General features: G+C 71.7%; 17 protein-coding genes. 12 read left to right on the top strand and 5 right to left on the bottom strand.

Features of this window, described 5'->3' with window-relative positions; genetic code table 11:
- Positions 1-216 precede the first annotated feature (216 nt).
- Together ACFVNO_RS06755 and ACFVNO_RS06750 are read right to left on the bottom strand one after the other, a co-directional pair.
- Positions 217-1,005, bottom strand: coding sequence for an adenosylcobinamide-GDP ribazoletransferase (locus tag ACFVNO_RS06755; RefSeq protein ID WP_355265728.1), 789 nt, complete (start codon positions 1,003-1,005; stop codon positions 217-219).
- The gene (locus ACFVNO_RS06750; protein WP_355266006.1) at positions 1,002-1,991 is read right to left on the bottom strand and encodes a bifunctional adenosylcobinamide kinase/adenosylcobinamide-phosphate guanylyltransferase; all 990 of its coding nucleotides are present in this window, start codon (positions 1,989-1,991) and stop codon (positions 1,002-1,004) included. The genes ACFVNO_RS06755 and ACFVNO_RS06750 overlap by 4 nt, the downstream gene beginning before the upstream one ends.
- A gap of 211 nt (positions 1,992-2,202) precedes the next feature.
- Between ACFVNO_RS06750 and ACFVNO_RS06745 the strand changes: the two genes are divergently transcribed.
- On the top strand, positions 2,203-2,409 hold the full coding sequence (locus ACFVNO_RS06745) for a hypothetical protein (RefSeq protein ID WP_378890056.1): 207 nt from the start codon (positions 2,203-2,205) through the stop codon (positions 2,407-2,409).
- A gap of 130 nt (positions 2,410-2,539) precedes the next feature.
- On the opposite strand, the gene ACFVNO_RS06740 is transcribed toward ACFVNO_RS06745, so the two are convergent.
- Together ACFVNO_RS06740 and ACFVNO_RS06735 are read right to left on the bottom strand one after the other, a co-directional pair.
- A complete protein-coding gene (locus tag ACFVNO_RS06740; RefSeq protein WP_355265722.1) occupies positions 2,540-3,544 on the bottom strand; it encodes an aldo/keto reductase family protein in 1,005 nt (334 codons plus the stop codon).
- 215 nt (positions 3,545-3,759) lie between these two features.
- Positions 3,760-4,425: a DUF3043 domain-containing protein gene (locus tag ACFVNO_RS06735; protein WP_220559879.1), complete on the bottom strand. Its 666-nt coding sequence runs from the start codon at positions 4,423-4,425 to the stop codon at positions 3,760-3,762.
- A 96-nt stretch (positions 4,426-4,521) separates the two neighbouring features.
- Between ACFVNO_RS06735 and ACFVNO_RS06730 the strand changes: the two genes are divergently transcribed.
- The 8 genes from ACFVNO_RS06730 to rpsD all read left to right on the top strand — a co-directional run bounded on the left by ACFVNO_RS06730 (position 4,522) and on the right by rpsD (position 11,189).
- Positions 4,522-5,292, top strand: coding sequence for a PspA/IM30 family protein (locus ACFVNO_RS06730; protein ID WP_355265719.1), 771 nt, complete (start codon positions 4,522-4,524; stop codon positions 5,290-5,292).
- The gene (locus tag ACFVNO_RS06725) at positions 5,289-5,567 is read left to right on the top strand and encodes a hypothetical protein (RefSeq protein ID WP_355265716.1); all 279 of its coding nucleotides are present in this window, start codon (positions 5,289-5,291) and stop codon (positions 5,565-5,567) included. The genes ACFVNO_RS06730 and ACFVNO_RS06725 overlap by 4 nt, the downstream gene beginning before the upstream one ends.
- Before the next feature lie 208 nt (positions 5,568-5,775).
- Entirely contained in the window at positions 5,776-6,693 is a 918-nt protein-coding gene (htpX, locus tag ACFVNO_RS06720) for a zinc metalloprotease HtpX (protein WP_355265713.1), read from the top strand.
- A 25-nt stretch (positions 6,694-6,718) separates the two neighbouring features.
- Positions 6,719-7,315: a hypothetical protein gene (locus tag ACFVNO_RS06715; protein ID WP_220559883.1), complete on the top strand. Its 597-nt coding sequence runs from the start codon at positions 6,719-6,721 to the stop codon at positions 7,313-7,315.
- 90 nt (positions 7,316-7,405) lie between these two features.
- Positions 7,406-8,506, top strand: coding sequence for a glycerate kinase (locus tag ACFVNO_RS06710; RefSeq protein ID WP_355266003.1), 1,101 nt, complete (start codon positions 7,406-7,408; stop codon positions 8,504-8,506).
- A gap of 261 nt (positions 8,507-8,767) precedes the next feature.
- On the top strand, positions 8,768-9,115 hold the full coding sequence (locus tag ACFVNO_RS06705; RefSeq protein WP_306367561.1) for an iron-sulfur cluster assembly accessory protein: 348 nt from the start codon (positions 8,768-8,770) through the stop codon (positions 9,113-9,115).
- A gap of 195 nt (positions 9,116-9,310) precedes the next feature.
- Positions 9,311-10,282, top strand: a complete 972-nt coding sequence (locus ACFVNO_RS06700) for a carbohydrate kinase family protein (RefSeq protein WP_220559885.1) — start codon at positions 9,311-9,313, stop codon at positions 10,280-10,282.
- 295 nt (positions 10,283-10,577) lie between these two features.
- Complete coding sequence (gene rpsD / locus ACFVNO_RS06695; protein ID WP_220559886.1) at positions 10,578-11,189, top strand: 30S ribosomal protein S4; 612 nt, start codon at positions 10,578-10,580, stop codon at positions 11,187-11,189.
- Between the two features lie 141 nt (positions 11,190-11,330).
- Here rpsD and ACFVNO_RS06690 read toward each other — a convergent pair whose 3' ends face one another.
- Positions 11,331-11,591, bottom strand: coding sequence for a sulfurtransferase TusA family protein (locus tag ACFVNO_RS06690; RefSeq protein WP_255646423.1), 261 nt, complete (start codon positions 11,589-11,591; stop codon positions 11,331-11,333).
- 571 nt (positions 11,592-12,162) lie between these two features.
- Between ACFVNO_RS06690 and coxB the strand changes: the two genes are divergently transcribed.
- From coxB to ACFVNO_RS06675, 3 genes are read left to right on the top strand one after another with little or no spacing between them, the layout of a single operon-like run.
- Positions 12,163-12,984, top strand: coding sequence for a cytochrome c oxidase subunit II (coxB, locus tag ACFVNO_RS06685; RefSeq protein ID WP_355266000.1), 822 nt, complete (start codon positions 12,163-12,165; stop codon positions 12,982-12,984).
- On the top strand, positions 12,984-14,660 hold the full coding sequence (gene ctaD, locus ACFVNO_RS06680; RefSeq protein ID WP_378890046.1) for a cytochrome c oxidase subunit I: 1,677 nt from the start codon (positions 12,984-12,986) through the stop codon (positions 14,658-14,660). The genes coxB and ctaD overlap by 1 nt, the downstream gene beginning before the upstream one ends.
- A gap of 6 nt (positions 14,661-14,666) precedes the next feature.
- Positions 14,667-15,092: a cytochrome c oxidase subunit 4 gene (locus ACFVNO_RS06675; protein WP_220559890.1), complete on the top strand. Its 426-nt coding sequence runs from the start codon at positions 14,667-14,669 to the stop codon at positions 15,090-15,092.
- Positions 15,093-15,266 lie beyond the last annotated feature (174 nt).

Raw genomic sequence — 15,266 nt, 5'->3', positions numbered from 1 at the left:
CGGGGCCGGTCGGGGGTCGGCCCCGGGCCGACCGGCCGGGGAGGGCGCCCCTGGCCGCCGGTGGGGGCCGTCACAGCCGGGCGGCGGGCGGACGGCGCGTTCCCCGGCGTGGTGGGCGGTGAAACGTGGTGTGAAAAAATGTGATGATGGCTACATCGGGTGCGCATTGATATTACCGATCGGTAGAAAACGCCTGGTGGCCGCGCGGTCCCGGCTTCACAGCCACGCGACCGCGCCGGTGAGCACCACCAGGGCCACCGTGGCCGCCGTCTCCGCCAGCGCCCCCAGCACGTCCCCGGTCACGCCGCCCAGCCGGCGCACCGCCCGCCGCCTCAGCAGGGCCGCCCCCGCCAGGCCCGCGACGAACGCCGCGGCGCAGGCCGCCGCGAACGCCGGACCCCGGAGCAGACCCAGCGCGCACACCGCGAGCGCGCACGCGGTCGCCGCCGCCGCGCCCGCCACCGGCACCGTCCCGGCCACCAGCGCGCCCAGCCCCTCCGGACGCGCCGCGGGCACCCCCGGCGTGCACGCCCACGTGATCGCCGTCCGGCCCGCGGTCCCCGCCGCCACCGCCCCGGCCAACGCCGCCCACGGGGACACCTCCGCCAGCCGGCCCAGCGCCAGCACCTGCGCGCCCAGCACGACGATCAGGGTGATCACACCGAACGGGCCGATGTCGGAGCGGCGCATCACCTCCAGCGCGCCCGCGGCCGGCCGGGCGCTGCCCAGCCCGTCGGCCAGGTCCGCCAGCCCGTCCAGGTGCAGCCCCCGGGTGAACAGCGCCCCGGCGCCCACACCGAGCAGCGCCGCCAGAGCCGGGGGCAGCCCCGCCGCCGCCCCCACCGCGGCCAGCGCCCCGGTCAGGGCGCCCGCCGCCGCCCCCAGCGCGGGGGCCCACAGCATCGCCCACCGGGCGGCCGCCCGGTCCACCCGCTCCACCCGGACCGGGACCACGGTGAACGTCCCCACCGCCAGACGCGCGCCCGCGCCGGCGGCACCGCTCACGGAAGCTCCAGCACGCGTCCGGCCGTGACCAGGACGACCTCCTCGGACTCGGCGGCCACCCACTGGTTCAGCCGCCCCAGGTGGTCGCGGAACAGCCGCCCCGACCGGGTCGCGGGCACCACGCCCGAGCCCACCTCGTTGGTCACCGCCACCGCGTAGGCCTGGGTGGCCCGCCACGCCTCCAGCAGGTCGTGCATCTCGGCCTCGACCCGCTCCTCGGCGTCCGGCGCCGGCTCCTCGTCCCACAGCCCGTGCTCGTCCATGACCGCCGTCAGCCAGGTGCCCAGGCAGTCGATGAGCACCGCGCCCCGCGCCCGCTTGAGCAGCGACGGCAGGTCGCGGGTCTCCTCGGTCTCCCACCACCACGGCCGGCGGGCGGCGTGCCGGGCCACCCGCTCGGCCCACTCCGGGTCACGCGCGGGGTCGGCGGGCTCGCCGGTGGCCACATAGGACACCTTCGGCTCGGTGAGCAGCCGCAGCTCGGCCTCGACCGACTTGCCCGAGCGGGCGCCGCCGGTGATGAGCACCCGGTGCGGGCCGTGCGGCCGCGACTGCGGCCAGACCGCCGGCGGGCACGACATGACGTGGCCGTCGCCGGGGGCGAACGCGCCCCACAGCCGGGCCCGGCGGGCGAACTCCGCGGGGGAGCGGACCCGGTGGTCGCCGCCGACCGCGACCACGGCCGTGGTCACACCGATCACCCCGCTGCGCCGCAGCTCACCGATGGTCTCCGGGCGCTGGGCGGCGTCCACGATGACCATGTCCACCTGCTGGGGCGGCGCCGACGCGAACCCCGAGCCGGGCGGGACCGCCTCCACCGGGGGCACCGCGGGCAGCACCGCGGGTCCGGAGCGGGCGTAGAGCAGCCGCCCGCCGTCGGGGCTCGCCACCAGGATGCCGTCGGGGGTGGGCGTCACCGAGTAGTCCGGTGGCACCGGGCCCACCGCACCGCTCTCGCGGAGCCGGAACCGGTCGTCGACGGTCACGCGCAGCGGCAGCCGGCGGTCGGCCTGGGCCTGGTTGCACGAGGCGCAGGTGCACTGCGGGGCGGGCCATCCGGCGTGGCCGGCCGTCCCCGGGAATCGGATTCGCACCTGAAGAAGTAAACCGCATGCTCCACCAAGCCTTGGTTAAGCTCGGGACTGGATCGCGGTGACCCGTAGACCGCGACCTATCGGGACGAAAGGGCGGTCGACGATGGCGTGGACCTGGCGGTACCGCGAGGCCGACGGGGCGGACCCGCCGGCGGGTGACCTCCCCGCGGAGTCGTTCACCTCGCGCGGCGACGCGGAGAGCTGGCTCGGCGAGAACTGGGGCGAGCTCACCGAGGGCGGAGTGGGCCGGGTCGTCCTGCTGGAGGACGGCAGGGAGGTCTACACGATGTCCCTGGAACCCGCCGAATGACCGACGGGCCCCGGCCCCTTCCGGGGGCCGGGGCCCTGTTCTCCCAGGGCCCTCCCGCGCCGGCGGGGTCCGCGGGCGCCGGAGGGCGCCGGGCACGGACCGCTGCGGAGCGGAGGTCCGGGGACTCCGCCTAGGCGCGGATGTCCTCCGGGCTGCGGGTGAGCGCCGGGTCGCGGTCGACGCTGTCGCCGAGGATCTCGTCGATCCGGGCCAGCAGCTCCGCGTCCAGCTTCACGCCGGCCGCCTGGACGTTGTCCCGCACCTGCTCGGGCCGGGTGGCGCCGACGATGGCGGTGGAGACGTTGTCGTTCTGCAGGACCCAGGCCACGGCCAGCTGGGGCAGGGTCAGACCCGCCTCGGCGGCCAGCGGGGCCAGCTTCTGCACCCGCTCCAGCAGCTCCTGGTCGCCGACCCGATCGGCGATGAAGTGCTTGCTGTTGGGGTCGGTGGCCCGGGTGTTCTCCGGCAGCGGCGCGCCCGGCTTGTACTTGCCGGTGAGGATGCCGCCCGCGATGGGCGACCAGACGACCTGGCCCAGCCCCTCGCGGCGGGACACCGGGACGACCTCGGACTCGATGACCCGCCACAGCATGTTGTACTGCGGCTGGTTGGAGACGATGCGGTCGAACCCGGACTCGTCGGCGATCTTCAGGGCCCGCTCGATCTGCTCGGCGTTCCACTCCGAGACGCCCACGTACAGGACCTTGCCCTGGCGGACCAGGTCCTCGAAGGCCCGCAGGGTCTCCTCCAGCGGGGCCCCGTGGTCGAACCGGTGGGCCTGGTACAGGTCCAGGTAGTCGGTGCCCAGGCGGCGCAGGGTGTCCTCCACGCCGCGGATGATGTGCTTGCGCGACAGGCCCCGGTCGTTCTTGCCCGGGCCCATCGGCCAGTAGACCTTGGAGAAGATCTCCAGGCCGTCGCGGCGCTCGCCCTTGAGCGCCCGGCCGAGGACCTCCTCGGCCTTGCCGCGGGCGTAGACGTCCGCGGTGTCGAACGTGGTGATGCCGGCGTCCAGGGCGGCGCGGACGCAGGCGACGGCCGCGTCCTCCTCGACCTGGGAGCCGTGGGTGATCCAGTTGCCGTAGGCGATCTCGCTGACGACGAGACCGCTCTTGCCGAGATGGCGGAATTCCATGGCGGGCACTCTAGCCGGGTACCGGGTCCTTCCGCGAGGGCGGCCCCGGCGGGTGTGGGAACGCTCCCACCGGCCTTCGCGGAGAACCCGGGGAAAGATCGGGGAAGCCCCGGGGTGGTCCCGGGGAAAGACGGGGGAGAAGGTCGGGGGCCGGTGCGCGTGCGCGCACCGGCCCCGGGTGTCCGTGGGGACGCGGGCCCCGTCCCGGGTCCGCGCTAGTGCGGGACCGGGACCTCGCCGACCTTGACCTTCGGCTTGGGCAGCCGCAGCCGGCGGAACTGGATCTGGCGCATGACCGCGTACCAGCCGATGCCGCGCAGCATGTCGTCGTCCGGGTAGTGCTCGGCGGCCTCCCGCTTGACCCGGCGCGAGGTGAAGACGCCCTCGATGATGAGCGACACCATCATCAGCGGCCAGGCCACGTACGCCACACCGACCTGGAAGATCGGGCTGGGCACCATGATCAGCAGGATGATGACGATCGACAGCGGCAGGAAGAACTCGCTGAGCGTGCGGCGGGAGTCCACCAGGTCACGGGCGTAGCGGCGGGCCGGGCCCAGGTCGGCGGGTCGGTAGAACCGGGCCTCGTCGGCGGGAACGCCCTTGAGGCCGCCGGAACTCACCTTGCTGACGCCTCGTTTACGTTCGGAGCGGGCGCGGTGGATCTCGTAGGCCTCCTTGCGGGTCTCCGGAGCCTTGACCAGCTTGCGCGGGTTCGACTCGGATTCCTTGCGCTTGGGGGTGGGCACACCCTTCTTAGGGGTATATCCCTTAGGTTGGGTGGCCTCAGAGGCCTCGGGGCTGGCGGATTCGGTGGTCTTCGAATCCGTGTCTGCGGAAGCGGAGCGACGTCGGAACACACCCTCAGGGTAGCCGGTCACAGCTTTATGGCGACCGCGGGTCAGACCGCGTAGGGTTGGGCGAAGCGCCCGCTGGGAACAGCCGATGTACGCACCGAGAAGGGGACGGCCACGCCGATGAGCGTGTTTCAGCGACTTTCCATGATCTTCAAGTCCAAGGCCAACAAGGCCCTGGACTCGGTCGAGGATCCCAGGGAGACCCTCGACTACTCGTACCAGAAGCAGCTCGAACTGCTGCAGAAGGTCCGGCGCGGCGTGGCCGATGTCGCGACCTCCCGCAAGCGGGTCGAGCTCCAGATCCAGCAGCTCGAGCAGCAGTCCTCCAAGCTGGAGAACCAGGGCCGGGCGGCCCTGACCCAGGGCCGGGAGGACCTCGCCCGCGAGGCCCTGACCCGCCGCTCCGGTCTCACCCAGCAGATCGACGGCCTGCGCGAGCAGCACGCCAACCTCCAGGGCGAGGAGCAGAAGCTCACCCTGGCGGCCCAGCGCCTCCAGGCCAAGGTGGACGCCTTCCGTACCCGCAAGGAGACGATCAAGGCGACCTACACCGCGGCCCAGGCCCAGACGCAGATCAGCGAGGCCTTCACCGGCATCTCCGAGGAGATGGGCGACGTCGGCCTGGCGATCCAGCGCGCCGAGGACAAGACCGCCCAGATGCAGGCCCGGGCCGGGGCCGTCGACGAGCTGCTCGCCTCCGGCGCGCTCGACGACGTCACCGGGTCCGGCCCGCGCGACGACATCCAGGCCGAGCTGGACCGCATGGCCAGCTCCAGCGGTGTCGAGGCCGAGCTGGAGCGCATGAAGCTCGAGCTGGGCGGCGGCGGGTCCTCCTCCACCCCGCAGATCGAGGGCGGCAACAGCGGCTCGGGACGGGGTGAGGGCGCGTGATCGTCCGCATCATGGGCGAGGGCCAGGTGGACCTCACCGACGCCGACCTCGACCTGCTCAACTCGTTCGACTCCGCCCTGGAGGCGGCGATCGAGAAGGGTGACGAGGCCGCCTTCCGCAAGGCGCTGCACGACCTGCTCGACAAGGTGCGCGAGCACGGGACGCCGCTGGCCGCCGACGCGCTGGAGCCCTCGCAGTTCATCCTGCCCCACGCCGACGCCGGCATGGACGAGGTCCGCCAGATGCTGCAGGACGACGGCCTGATCCCGGGCTAGGGCCGCTTTCCGCGGTCCGGGCCGTTTCGCCGGTCTCCGCCACCACCGTCCTCGGCGGGGCCGGCTCGGTGCCTGCGCATGCTGTTCCGGAGCCGCCGCGACCCCCCGGTCGCGGCGGCTCCGGCGTGTTCACGTGCGGTTTTCACCCCTTTCTCACCTTCGCGAACTAGACTCCGAGGCGTCCGGACCAGTGGGAGGGGCGCAGCGCATGGCGGGTTCCAAGTTCACTCCTGACCGAGGCCTGACCGGCCGGATGGCCCTCACCATGTTCCTGTTGGTCCTGGTGTACGTCGCCTTCGTCGTGGGGCTGGTCGCCGTCGGGCTGAACATCTGGCTGGTCCTGGTCATCGTCCTCGCGTTCGCGCTGTTCAGCTACTTCTCCTCGGACCGGATCGCCATGTTCGCGATGGGCGCCAAGGAGGTCTCCCCCCAGCAGGCGCCCGAGCTGCACGCGCTCATCGACCGGCTGTGCGCCATGGCCGACATGCCCAAGCCCCGGGTGGGCGTCGCCGACACCGACGTGCCCAACGCCTTCGCCACCGGGCACAGCAGCAGGACCGCCGTCGTCTGCGTGACCACCGGACTGATGCGCCGCCTGGACGGGCCGGAGCTGGAGGCGGTGCTGGCCCACGAGCTGTCCCACATCGCCCACCGCGACGTCACGGTCATGACCGTGGCCGGCTTCCTGGGCATCGTGGCCGGGTTCCTCACCCAGGCCGGGCTGCGCTTCGCCGCCTTCTCCGGGGCGAGCCGGGGGAACAACAACGGCCCGGCCCCTGCGGTGGTCGCCCTGCTGGTGGTGCTGGTCAGCGCCGTCGCGTGGGCGCTGAGCTTCCTGCTGACCCGGGCGCTGTCGCGCTACCGGGAGCTGGCGGCCGACCGGGCCGCCGCCTACCTCACCGGGCGCCCCTCGGTCCTGGGCAGCGCCCTGACCAAGATCACCGGCGACATGGCGCGGATCCCCAGCCGGGACCTGCGCCAGGTGGAGCCGTTCAACGCCTTCTTCTTCGCCCCGGCGTTCACCAAGGGGTTCAGCCTCAACAGCCTGATCGCCACCCATCCGCCGGTGGAGCGGCGCCTGGCGCAGCTCTCCGACATCTCCCGGCAGCTGGGCCGGGGCGCCTGAGATCCGTTCCCGCCGAGGAGGCAGTGTGAGTTTCTGGAGAGCCCTGCTGGGCCGGTCCGAGCCCGTCCGTCCCGACCTGGACGCCCTCTTCGGGCTGCCGTCGGCGGCGGTCACCCTGCGCGCGGCGGCCGGCTTCCGCCCCACCGGGACGGGGTCGGTCGCCTTCCGGCCCACGGAGGGGGCGGCCTTCGCCGACCTGGAGAAGGACATCACCGCGCTGCTGGAGGCCGGGGACGGGCCGCCGGTCGGCCAGGTCGCCGACGAGTACGGCTACACGTGGCTGGTGGTGCGCTCCGACCACCCGCCGACGGAGCAGGGCGAGGTCACCGACCCCGACATCACGGGGCTGGTCACCTCGCTGCACGCGGTCAACTCCACCCTGGAGGAGAACGGCTACGGGCCCTCGCTGCTGTGCTCGCTGGTGGGCTTCACCGACGGGCGGCGCTCGCTGGGCCTGGTCTACCTGTACAAGCGCGGGACCTTCTACCCGTTCGCGCCGCTGCCGGGGCAGCGCCGCGACAACGCCCTGGAGCTCCAGGCCGAGGCGGCCATCGGCGGAGACCTGCCGTTGGAGTCCGACCGGTCGCGCTGGTTCCCGGTGTACGGCGCACCCGGCCTCTGATTTCCGTATTCCGGAAATGAAAGTCCGGGATATGAATTTTTTTGGCGCCGAACCCTGGTGCGGAGCCGCGTGACCCAGCACACTGAACACGTGCACATCGTGATCGCACCGGACAAGTTCGCCGGAACCCTCAGTGCCCTGGACGCCGCCCGCGCCGTCGCCGACGGCTGGCGGTCCGTCGACCCCTCCGCCCGCATCGACCTGGTCCCGCTCTCCGACGGCGGGCCCGGCTTCGTCGAGGTCCTGCACACCGCCCTGGGCGGGACCCTGCGCGAGGCCTCCGTCACCGGCCCCCTGGGCGAGCCCGTCACCGCCCGCTACCTGCTCGTCGGCGACACCGCCTACGTGGAGAGCGCCCAGGCCTGCGGCCTGCACCTGGTCCCCGCCGGCCGGCGCGACCCCGCCCGGACCACCAGCGCCGGGGTCGGCGAACTGCTCGCCCGCGCCGTCGCCGACGGGGCCCGCACGGTCGTCGTCGGCCTGGGCGGCAGCTCCACCAACGACGCCGGGGCCGGGCTGCTCGCCGCCCTGGGCGCGACCCCCGCCGCCGACCTCGCCCGCGGCGGCGGGGCACTGGCCGACATCGACAAGGTGGACGTCGCCCCGGCCCGGGAGGCCGTCGCCGGGGTGCGCCTGGTCGCCGCCACCGACGTCGACAACCCCCTGCTCGGACTGCACGGGGCCAGCGCGGTCTTCGGCCCCCAGAAGGGCGCCGACCCCGCCCTGGTCCAGCGCCTGGACCTGGCCCTGACCGCCTTCGCCGACCGGGCCGACCCCGAGGGCGCGGCCCGCTCCGAGCCCGGCGCCGGCGCGGCAGGCGGCCTGGGCTTCGCCCTGCTGCTGCTCGGCGGCGCCGTGGAGTCGGGCATCGGCCTGGTCCTGGACGCCGTCGGCCTGGCCGGCCGGCTGGCAACGGCGGACCTCGTCGTCACGGGGGAGGGGTCCTTCGACTCCCAGTCCCTGCGCGGCAAGCTGCCCCACGGCGTCGCCCGCCTGGCGGGGGAGCACGCCGTCCCCTGCGTGGTCACCGCCGGGCGGGTGGCGGTGGGCCGGGCCGAGGCGGCCGCCGCGGGCATCACCGAGACCTACTCCCTGGTCGAGTCCGCCGGCTCGGTGGCCGCCGCGATGGAGCACCCCGCCCGGGGGCTGCGGGACCTGGCGGCCTCGGTCGCCCGCCGCTGGAGCCGCTGAGCACCGCGGTCCGGTCCCGCCGTCCGGTGTGGCGGCGGAGCCGGATGGGTACCCTGGTGGAACACGCGCAAGTCAGCCCGTACCGGACCCCGCGACCGGGGCCGGGAGGGCCGGACGGACACGGCGGCGGCGCGTCGGAATGCGGCGCCGGGTCCGGGTGTTGGCACCCGTTGAAGAGGACATCCGTCCCGGCGGCGGGCGTCAGACCGGGGCCGCGGGCGCAAGCGGGCCGCAACCCCTTTCCACGAGGAGCTTTACACGATGACGGTTCAGAGCGAGACCACCGAGGGGATCATCCTCACGGAGGACGCGTCCAGCAAGGTCCGGGCGCTTCTCGAGCAGGAGGGCCGGGACGACCTGCGCCTCCGCGTCGCGGTCCAGCCGGGCGGCTGCTCCGGGCTTCGCTACCAGCTCTACTTCGACGAGCGCGAGCTCGACGGCGACATCGTCACCGACTTCGGCGGCGTCGAGGTCGTGACCGACCGGATGAGCTCCCCCTACCTCGTCGGAGCCACGATCGACTTCGTCGACACCATCGAGAAGCAGGGCTTCACCATCGACAACCCCAACGCCACCGGTTCCTGCGCCTGCGGCGACTCCTTCAACTAGGGCGCGCGGCCCCGGGACGAGCCGGGGACGCCGACGGCCACCGACGGGAGGGCGGACCTGATCCGCCCTCCCGTCGCCGTGTGTGGGGCCGAACACGGGTCGGTACCCTGGGTCAGTCCGAAAGGGCGCCGTGAGCGCGCCCGGAGCAGTGTCCGGCCCCGGGCCGGCGCGTCCCGACCAAGGAGACCTCGTCCCGTGCGTATCGCGGTTGCCGGATCCATCGCCACCGATCACCTGATGTCCTTCGAGGGGCGGTTCGCGGAGCAGATCATCCCCGAGCAGATCCAGCAGTTGTCCCTCTCCTTCCTCATCGACGAGCTGGACGTCCGGCGCGGCGGCGTCGCCGCCAACATCTGCTTCGGACTGGGCGGGTTCGGACTGTCCCCCGTCCTGGTCGGCGCGGCCGGCGCCGACTTCGAGGACTACCGCGCCTGGCTGGACCGCCACGGCGTGGACACCTCCCACGTCTACATCTCCGAGCTGCGGCACACCGCCCGGTTCATCTGCACCACCGACCGCGACCAGAACCAGATCGCGTCGTTCTACGCGGGCGCCATGGCCGAGGCCCGCAACATCGAGCTCCAGCCGATCGCGGACCGCCTGGGCGGCCTGGACCTGGTCCTGGTCGGCGCCGACGACCCGGCCGCGATGGTCCGCCACAGCGAGGAGTGCCGCACCCGGGGCATCGCCTTCGCGGCCGACCCCTCCCAGCAGCTCGCCCGCATGGAGGGCCCGCAGGTGCGCACCCTCATCGAGGGCGCCGCCTTCCTGTTCACCAACGAGTACGAGAAGGCCCTCGCCGAGCAGAAGACCGGCTGGTCCGACGCCGAGATCCTGGCCCGGGTCGGCACCCGCATCACCACCCTGGGCGCCAAGGGCGCCCGGATCGACAGCGCGGGCGAGCCGAGCGTCCACGTGCCCGCCGCCGTCGTCGGCGACCTGGTCGACCCGACCGGCATGGGCGACGCCTTCCGCGCCGGATTCCTGGCCGCCCACTCCTGGGGCCTGTCCCTGGAGCGCGCGGCCCAGGTGGGCAACGCCACCGCGGTGCACTGCCTGGAGGTCGACGGCCCGCAGGAGTACACGCTCACCGGCGCCTCGCTGCTGGACCGCCTGGAGCGCTCCTACGGCGCGGAGGTCGCCGCCGAGGTCCGCCCGTTCGTCTAGGGTCCCCGGACCCCGTAGAGTAGACAGTCGTGACCCCGCGTCCCGTGCGTTCGCATGCCCGGGACGCGACCGCACGGCTCCCGTCGTCCTTCTTCGGCGGGTCCGCCGTGCCCGCCGGTGCGCTGAAACGCGTGCCGGTGCAGAGCCCGAACCGTTCGCGCGGGGTCACCGCGACGGTGGGGAACCCGCTCCGGTGGCGCCGCCAGGCGCACGGGGCCCGGGCGTGCCCGCACGCCTCCCAGTTCTAGGTCAGCCTTACCTGGGATTCCCCGCATTCCATGTGAAAGGACATTGCATGCGCTACACCGGACCCAAGGTGCGGTTGTCGCGGCGCGCCGGAATGCCGCTGACCCGTAAGGCGGTCAGCTACTTCGAGAAGCGCCCCTACCCGCCCGGCGAGCACGGCCGCCGCGTTCGCCGCAACAGCAGCGACTTCGCCGTCCGCCAGGCCGAGAAGCAGAAGGTGCGCTGGTACTACGACCTGACCGAGAAGCAGCTGGTCAGGATCTACGAGAACGCCAAGAAGCGCCCCGGCCGCACCGGTGAGGAGATGCTGGCCGAGCTGGAGCTGCGCCTGGCCACCGTGGTTCTGCGCGCCGGCTTCGCCGCGTCGATCTACGCCGCCCGCCAGTTCATCAACCACGGCCACATCACCGTGGACGGCAAGAAGGTCGACATCCCGTCGTACCAGGTCAAGCCGGGCCAGATCATCGAGGTCCGGGAGAAGTCCCGGTCCATGGTGCCGTTCGTCGAGGCCGCCGAGGGCGTCCACGCCGACGACAAGATCGCCGGGTTCCTGGCGGTCAGCCACAAGGACCTGCGCATCGCGGTCGTCGACCGCCCCAAGCGCGAGCAGATCCCGGTGCCCTTCGACGAGCAGCTCGTCGTCGAGTTCTACGCCCGCTAGCGGCCGGCGTCCCCGCGGCGCCGCCGGAGCGAGGATCGGCCGTACGGACCCCTGGGTCCGTGCGGCCTTTCTCGTACCCCACACCCCCGGGATTCGGTGTGCCCGAATCGTTATCCAACCGGAGCCGGAATCCGGAACGGTTCAGTACATGCGCCGGATGTGAAAAGCGCTACCCCGCGCGAGGGGCACCTCCGCGACGAACTCGTGCATCTTCATCCGGCACCAGGCGGGGATGTCCGCCTTGGCGGCGGGATCGTCCGCGGTGACCGCGATGACCCCGCCGATGGGCACTTCGTGCATGCGCTGCGCCACCCAGATGATGGGGATCGGGCATTTGCGGCCCACCGCTTCCACGGTCACCGACGCCGTGATCGCCCCGGGCAGCGGCCGTCCCTCGGACACGGGAACCCCCTGTGCGTTGTCGTTCCGTGTCCCAATCTTGACCCCTCCCGCCCGGTAAGGCGAACCCGGTTAAGGGTGCCGTAAACCCAGCGATACGCTCACCTTGTTCTCTCCCCGTGGGACGCCGGAGATCGGACGCACCCGCTGTGGACGCGGGCGCCGCCCGACACCCGGACGGGTGCCCCGGCCGCCTCACGGGAGAGGGGCCCGGGGGAACGCCGGGCCGTGCCTCGCCGACGCCGGAGGGGATCACCCCCGGCGCGCGGACGGGCCCGGCTCCGCGGACCACCGAGCGTCCCGTATCACGGGCCTTCGGCAACACGCTGACCAGGCAAGCCCATGAACGGGACCCTGGGCGGTTCGCGATAATGTTTCCCCCTGACAAGCTTTGGATACTTAGGCCGCCCGTGGAAGTCCACGGGCTACACCGCTGGGAAGGCAATCCGTGAGTCCGACCCGCCAAGAAAATCGGCGCTCCACTCTGCGCCGATGGGCACCACGCGGCGCCGCGCTCGCCGTGCTGGGGCTGGCCGCGACCGGCTGCGCGTCGAACGAGCTCACTCGTTTGGGCATGCCGGAGCCGATCACCGAGCAGGCCGAGCGTGTTCTCTCGCTCTGGCAGGGTTCCTGGGTGGCGGCGTTCGCGGTCGGCATTCTCGTGTGGGGGCTGATGATCTGGTCGATCATCTTCCACCGCAAGCGCTCTGAGCAGCTGCCGCCCCAGGTGCGCTACAACATGCCCATCGAGGCGCTCTACACCGTTCTGCCGATCGTCGTCATCGCGGTGCTGTTCTACTTCACCGCGCGCGACCAGAGCTACCTGCTGGACACCGAGCAGGAGGCGGACGTCCACGTCGAGGTCGTCGCGTTCCAGTGGGCGTGGCAGTTCAACTACCTGGACGCCCCCAAGGACGAGGGCGGCGAGGTGCTGTTCTCCGAGGTGGGCATGCCCAACCCGGACGGCACCGCCGACCCCTCCACGCAGTCCACGCTGGTGCTGCCGGAGAACGCGGTCGTGCACTTCGACCTGTACTCCCCGGACGTCATCCACTCGTTCTGGATCCCGGCGTTCGGTTTCAAGATGGACGTCGTCCCGGGCCGCGACAACGCGTTCCAGGTGAACCTCAACGACGGCACCGCCGGCGAGTACATCGGCCGCTGCGCCGAGCTGTGCGGTGTGGACCACACCCGCATGCTCTTCAACGTCGAGGTCCTGCCCGAGGACGAGTACGAGGCCTGGGCCGCCGAGCAGGAGCAGGCCGCGGCCGCCGAGGAGACCGAGGCCGCCGAGGCCCCCGACACCCCGGACTCGGGTGAGGGCTCCGGCGCCGAGGGCTCCAACGCGGAGGGCACGGGCTCCGGTGCCGACGAGGCCGAGGAGACCAACGAGTAATGAGCACGACCACCACCCCCACGCACAGCGCCACGCAGGGGCTGCCGGGCCGCAAGGGCTCGATGATCGTCAACTGGCTGACGTCGACCGACCACAAGATCATCGGGTACATGTACCTGATCACCTCGTTCGGCTTCTTCCTCTTCGGCGGGGTCCTGGCGCTCCTCATGCGCGCCGAGCTGTTCCTCCCGGGCATGCAGGTCATGTCCAACGAGCAGTTCAACCAGATGTTCACCATGCACGGCACGATCATGCTGCTGATGTTCGCGACCCCGCTGTTCGTCGGGTTCTCGAACATCATCATGCCGCTGCAGATCGGCGCCCCCGACGTGGCGTTCCCCCGGATGAACCTGTTCGGGTACTACCTGTTCCTGTTCGGCAGCCTCATCGCCATCAGCGGGTTCATCACCCCGGGCGGCGCCGCCAGCTTCGGCTGGTTCGCCTACACCCCGCTGTCCGACGCGGTCCGCTCGCCGGGCCTGGGCGGCGACCTGTGGATCCTGGGCCTGGCCGTCTCCGGTCTGGGCACCATCCTCAGCGCGGTCAACTTCATCACCACCGGCCTGTGCATGCGCGCGCCCGGTATGACGATGTTCCGCATGCCGATCTTCACCTGGAACACCCTGCTCACCAGCGTCCTGGTGCTCATCGCGTTCCCGGTCCTGACCGCGGCCCTGATCGCCCTGGGCGCCGACCGCATGGTCGGCACGCAGGTCTACAACGCCGAGCACGGCGGTGCCATCCTGTGGCAGCACCTGTTCTGGTTCTTCGGCCACCCCGAGGTGTACATCATCGCGCTGCCGTTCTTCGGCATCGCGACGGAGATCCTGCCGGTGTTCAGCCGCAAGCCGATCTTCGGCTACAAGAGCCTCGTGGCCGCGACGATCGCCATCGCGGGCCTGTCCGTCACCGTGTGGGCCCACCACATGTTCCCGACGGGCGCGGTCCTGCTGCCGTTCTTCTCGTTCATGACGTTCCTCATCGCGGTCCCGACCGGTGTGAAGTTCTTCAACTGGATCGGCACGATGTGGCGCGGCCAGCTCACCTTCGAGACGCCGATGCTCTTCACCATCGGCTTCCTGGTGACCTTCCTCTTCGGCGGTCTCACCGGTGTGCTGCTGGCCTCCCCGCCGATCGACTTCCACGTCACCGACTCCTACTTCGTGGTGGCGCACTTCCACTACGTGGTGTTCGGCACCGTGGTGTTCGCGATGTTCGCGGGCTTCTACTTCTGGTGGCCCAAGTTCACCGGCAAGATGCTCAACGAGTCGCTGGGCAAGTTCCACTTCTGGCTGCTGTTCCTCGGCTTCCACGGCACGTTCCTGGTCCAGCACTGGCTGGGCGCCATGGGCTTCCCGCGCCGCTACGCCGACTACCTGCCCGGTGACGGGTTCACCGAGCTGAACCAGATCTCGTCGGTGTCCTCGTTCGTCCTGGCCGCCTCGACGCTGATCTTCTTCTGGAACATCTACATCACCGCGAAGAAGGCGCCCAAGGTCGAGGTCGACGACCCGTGGGGCTACGGCTGCTCGCTGGAGTGGGCGACCTCCTGCCCGCCGCCGCGGCACAACTTCACGTCGCTGCCGCGGATCCGGTCCGAGCGCCCCGCGTTCGACCTCAACCACCCGCACGCCGCCGCCCCGGGCGCGGTCCCCGTCGGCGCCACGAAGGAGTAGGGGCTCATGAAGACACAGGCCTATCTGTTCATGGGCGTCTCGACCTTCTTCGGTCTGGCGGCCGCCCTGTACATCTACTGGTCCTGGCAGGACACCGGGGCCATCGAGTGGACCGGTACGACGGCGCTGGTCGTCTCCATCGGCTTCGGCTGGATGGTCGGCTACTGGCTCTGGCAGGCGGCCCGCCGCAGCGAGCACTTCCACGGCCTCCCCGCGGAGGAGCGGCTCGACGGCGAGATCGCCGAGAACGCCGGCGAGTACGGCTTCTTCAGCCCGCACAGCTGGTGGCCGATGTTCGTGGCCATGGCCGTGGCGTTCACCGCAGTGGGCGTGGCCATCGGCTGGTGGATGGTGATCATCGGCGGCTTCGCCATCATCCTCACCGCCATCGGCTGGGTCTTCGAGTACTACCGCAAGGAGTTCCAGCACTAGCCGGAACACCTGGCACCCGCCCCGGCGGCGACCGCACGGTCGCCGCCGGGGCTTTTCCGTGCCCGGACACCGCGGTGCGGCGGGTGGTCGAGGTGCATGAGTGGCAAATGCCGGGATTTCCCCCATGTCCGTTGTAACATCTTAATCACTTAACGTGACATCTGGGGGTTCTGT

This window comes from Nocardiopsis sp. NPDC057823 (genome assembly GCF_042797335.1).
GTDB classification, from domain to species: domain Bacteria; phylum Actinomycetota; class Actinomycetes; order Streptosporangiales; family Streptosporangiaceae; genus Nocardiopsis; species Nocardiopsis changdeensis.
Note: the sequence above shows the minus strand (reverse complement) of the source record. Positions and strands in the feature narration are given on the sequence as shown.

What these genes read in the sequence shown, in the direction of transcription:
- ACFVNO_RS06745 (WP_378890056.1), top strand. Translation starts at nt 2,203, where the DNA reads ATGGCGTGGACCTGGCGGTACCGCGAGGCCGACGGGGCGGACCCGCCG.
- ACFVNO_RS06740 (WP_355265722.1), bottom strand. Translation starts at nt 3,544, where the DNA reads ATGGAATTCCGCCATCTCGGCAAGAGCGGTCTCGTCGTCAGCGAGATC.
- ACFVNO_RS06730 (WP_355265719.1), top strand. Translation starts at nt 4,522, where the DNA reads ATGAGCGTGTTTCAGCGACTTTCCATGATCTTCAAGTCCAAGGCCAAC.
- htpX (WP_355265713.1), top strand. Translation starts at nt 5,776, where the DNA reads ATGGCGGGTTCCAAGTTCACTCCTGACCGAGGCCTGACCGGCCGGATG.
- ACFVNO_RS06705 (WP_306367561.1), top strand. Translation starts at nt 8,768, where the DNA reads ATGACGGTTCAGAGCGAGACCACCGAGGGGATCATCCTCACGGAGGAC.
- rpsD (WP_220559886.1), top strand. Translation starts at nt 10,578, where the DNA reads ATGCGCTACACCGGACCCAAGGTGCGGTTGTCGCGGCGCGCCGGAATG.
- coxB (WP_355266000.1), top strand. Translation starts at nt 12,163, where the DNA reads ATGCCGGAGCCGATCACCGAGCAGGCCGAGCGTGTTCTCTCGCTCTGG.
- ctaD (WP_378890046.1), top strand. Translation starts at nt 12,984, where the DNA reads ATGAGCACGACCACCACCCCCACGCACAGCGCCACGCAGGGGCTGCCG.
- ACFVNO_RS06675 (WP_220559890.1), top strand. Translation starts at nt 14,667, where the DNA reads ATGAAGACACAGGCCTATCTGTTCATGGGCGTCTCGACCTTCTTCGGT.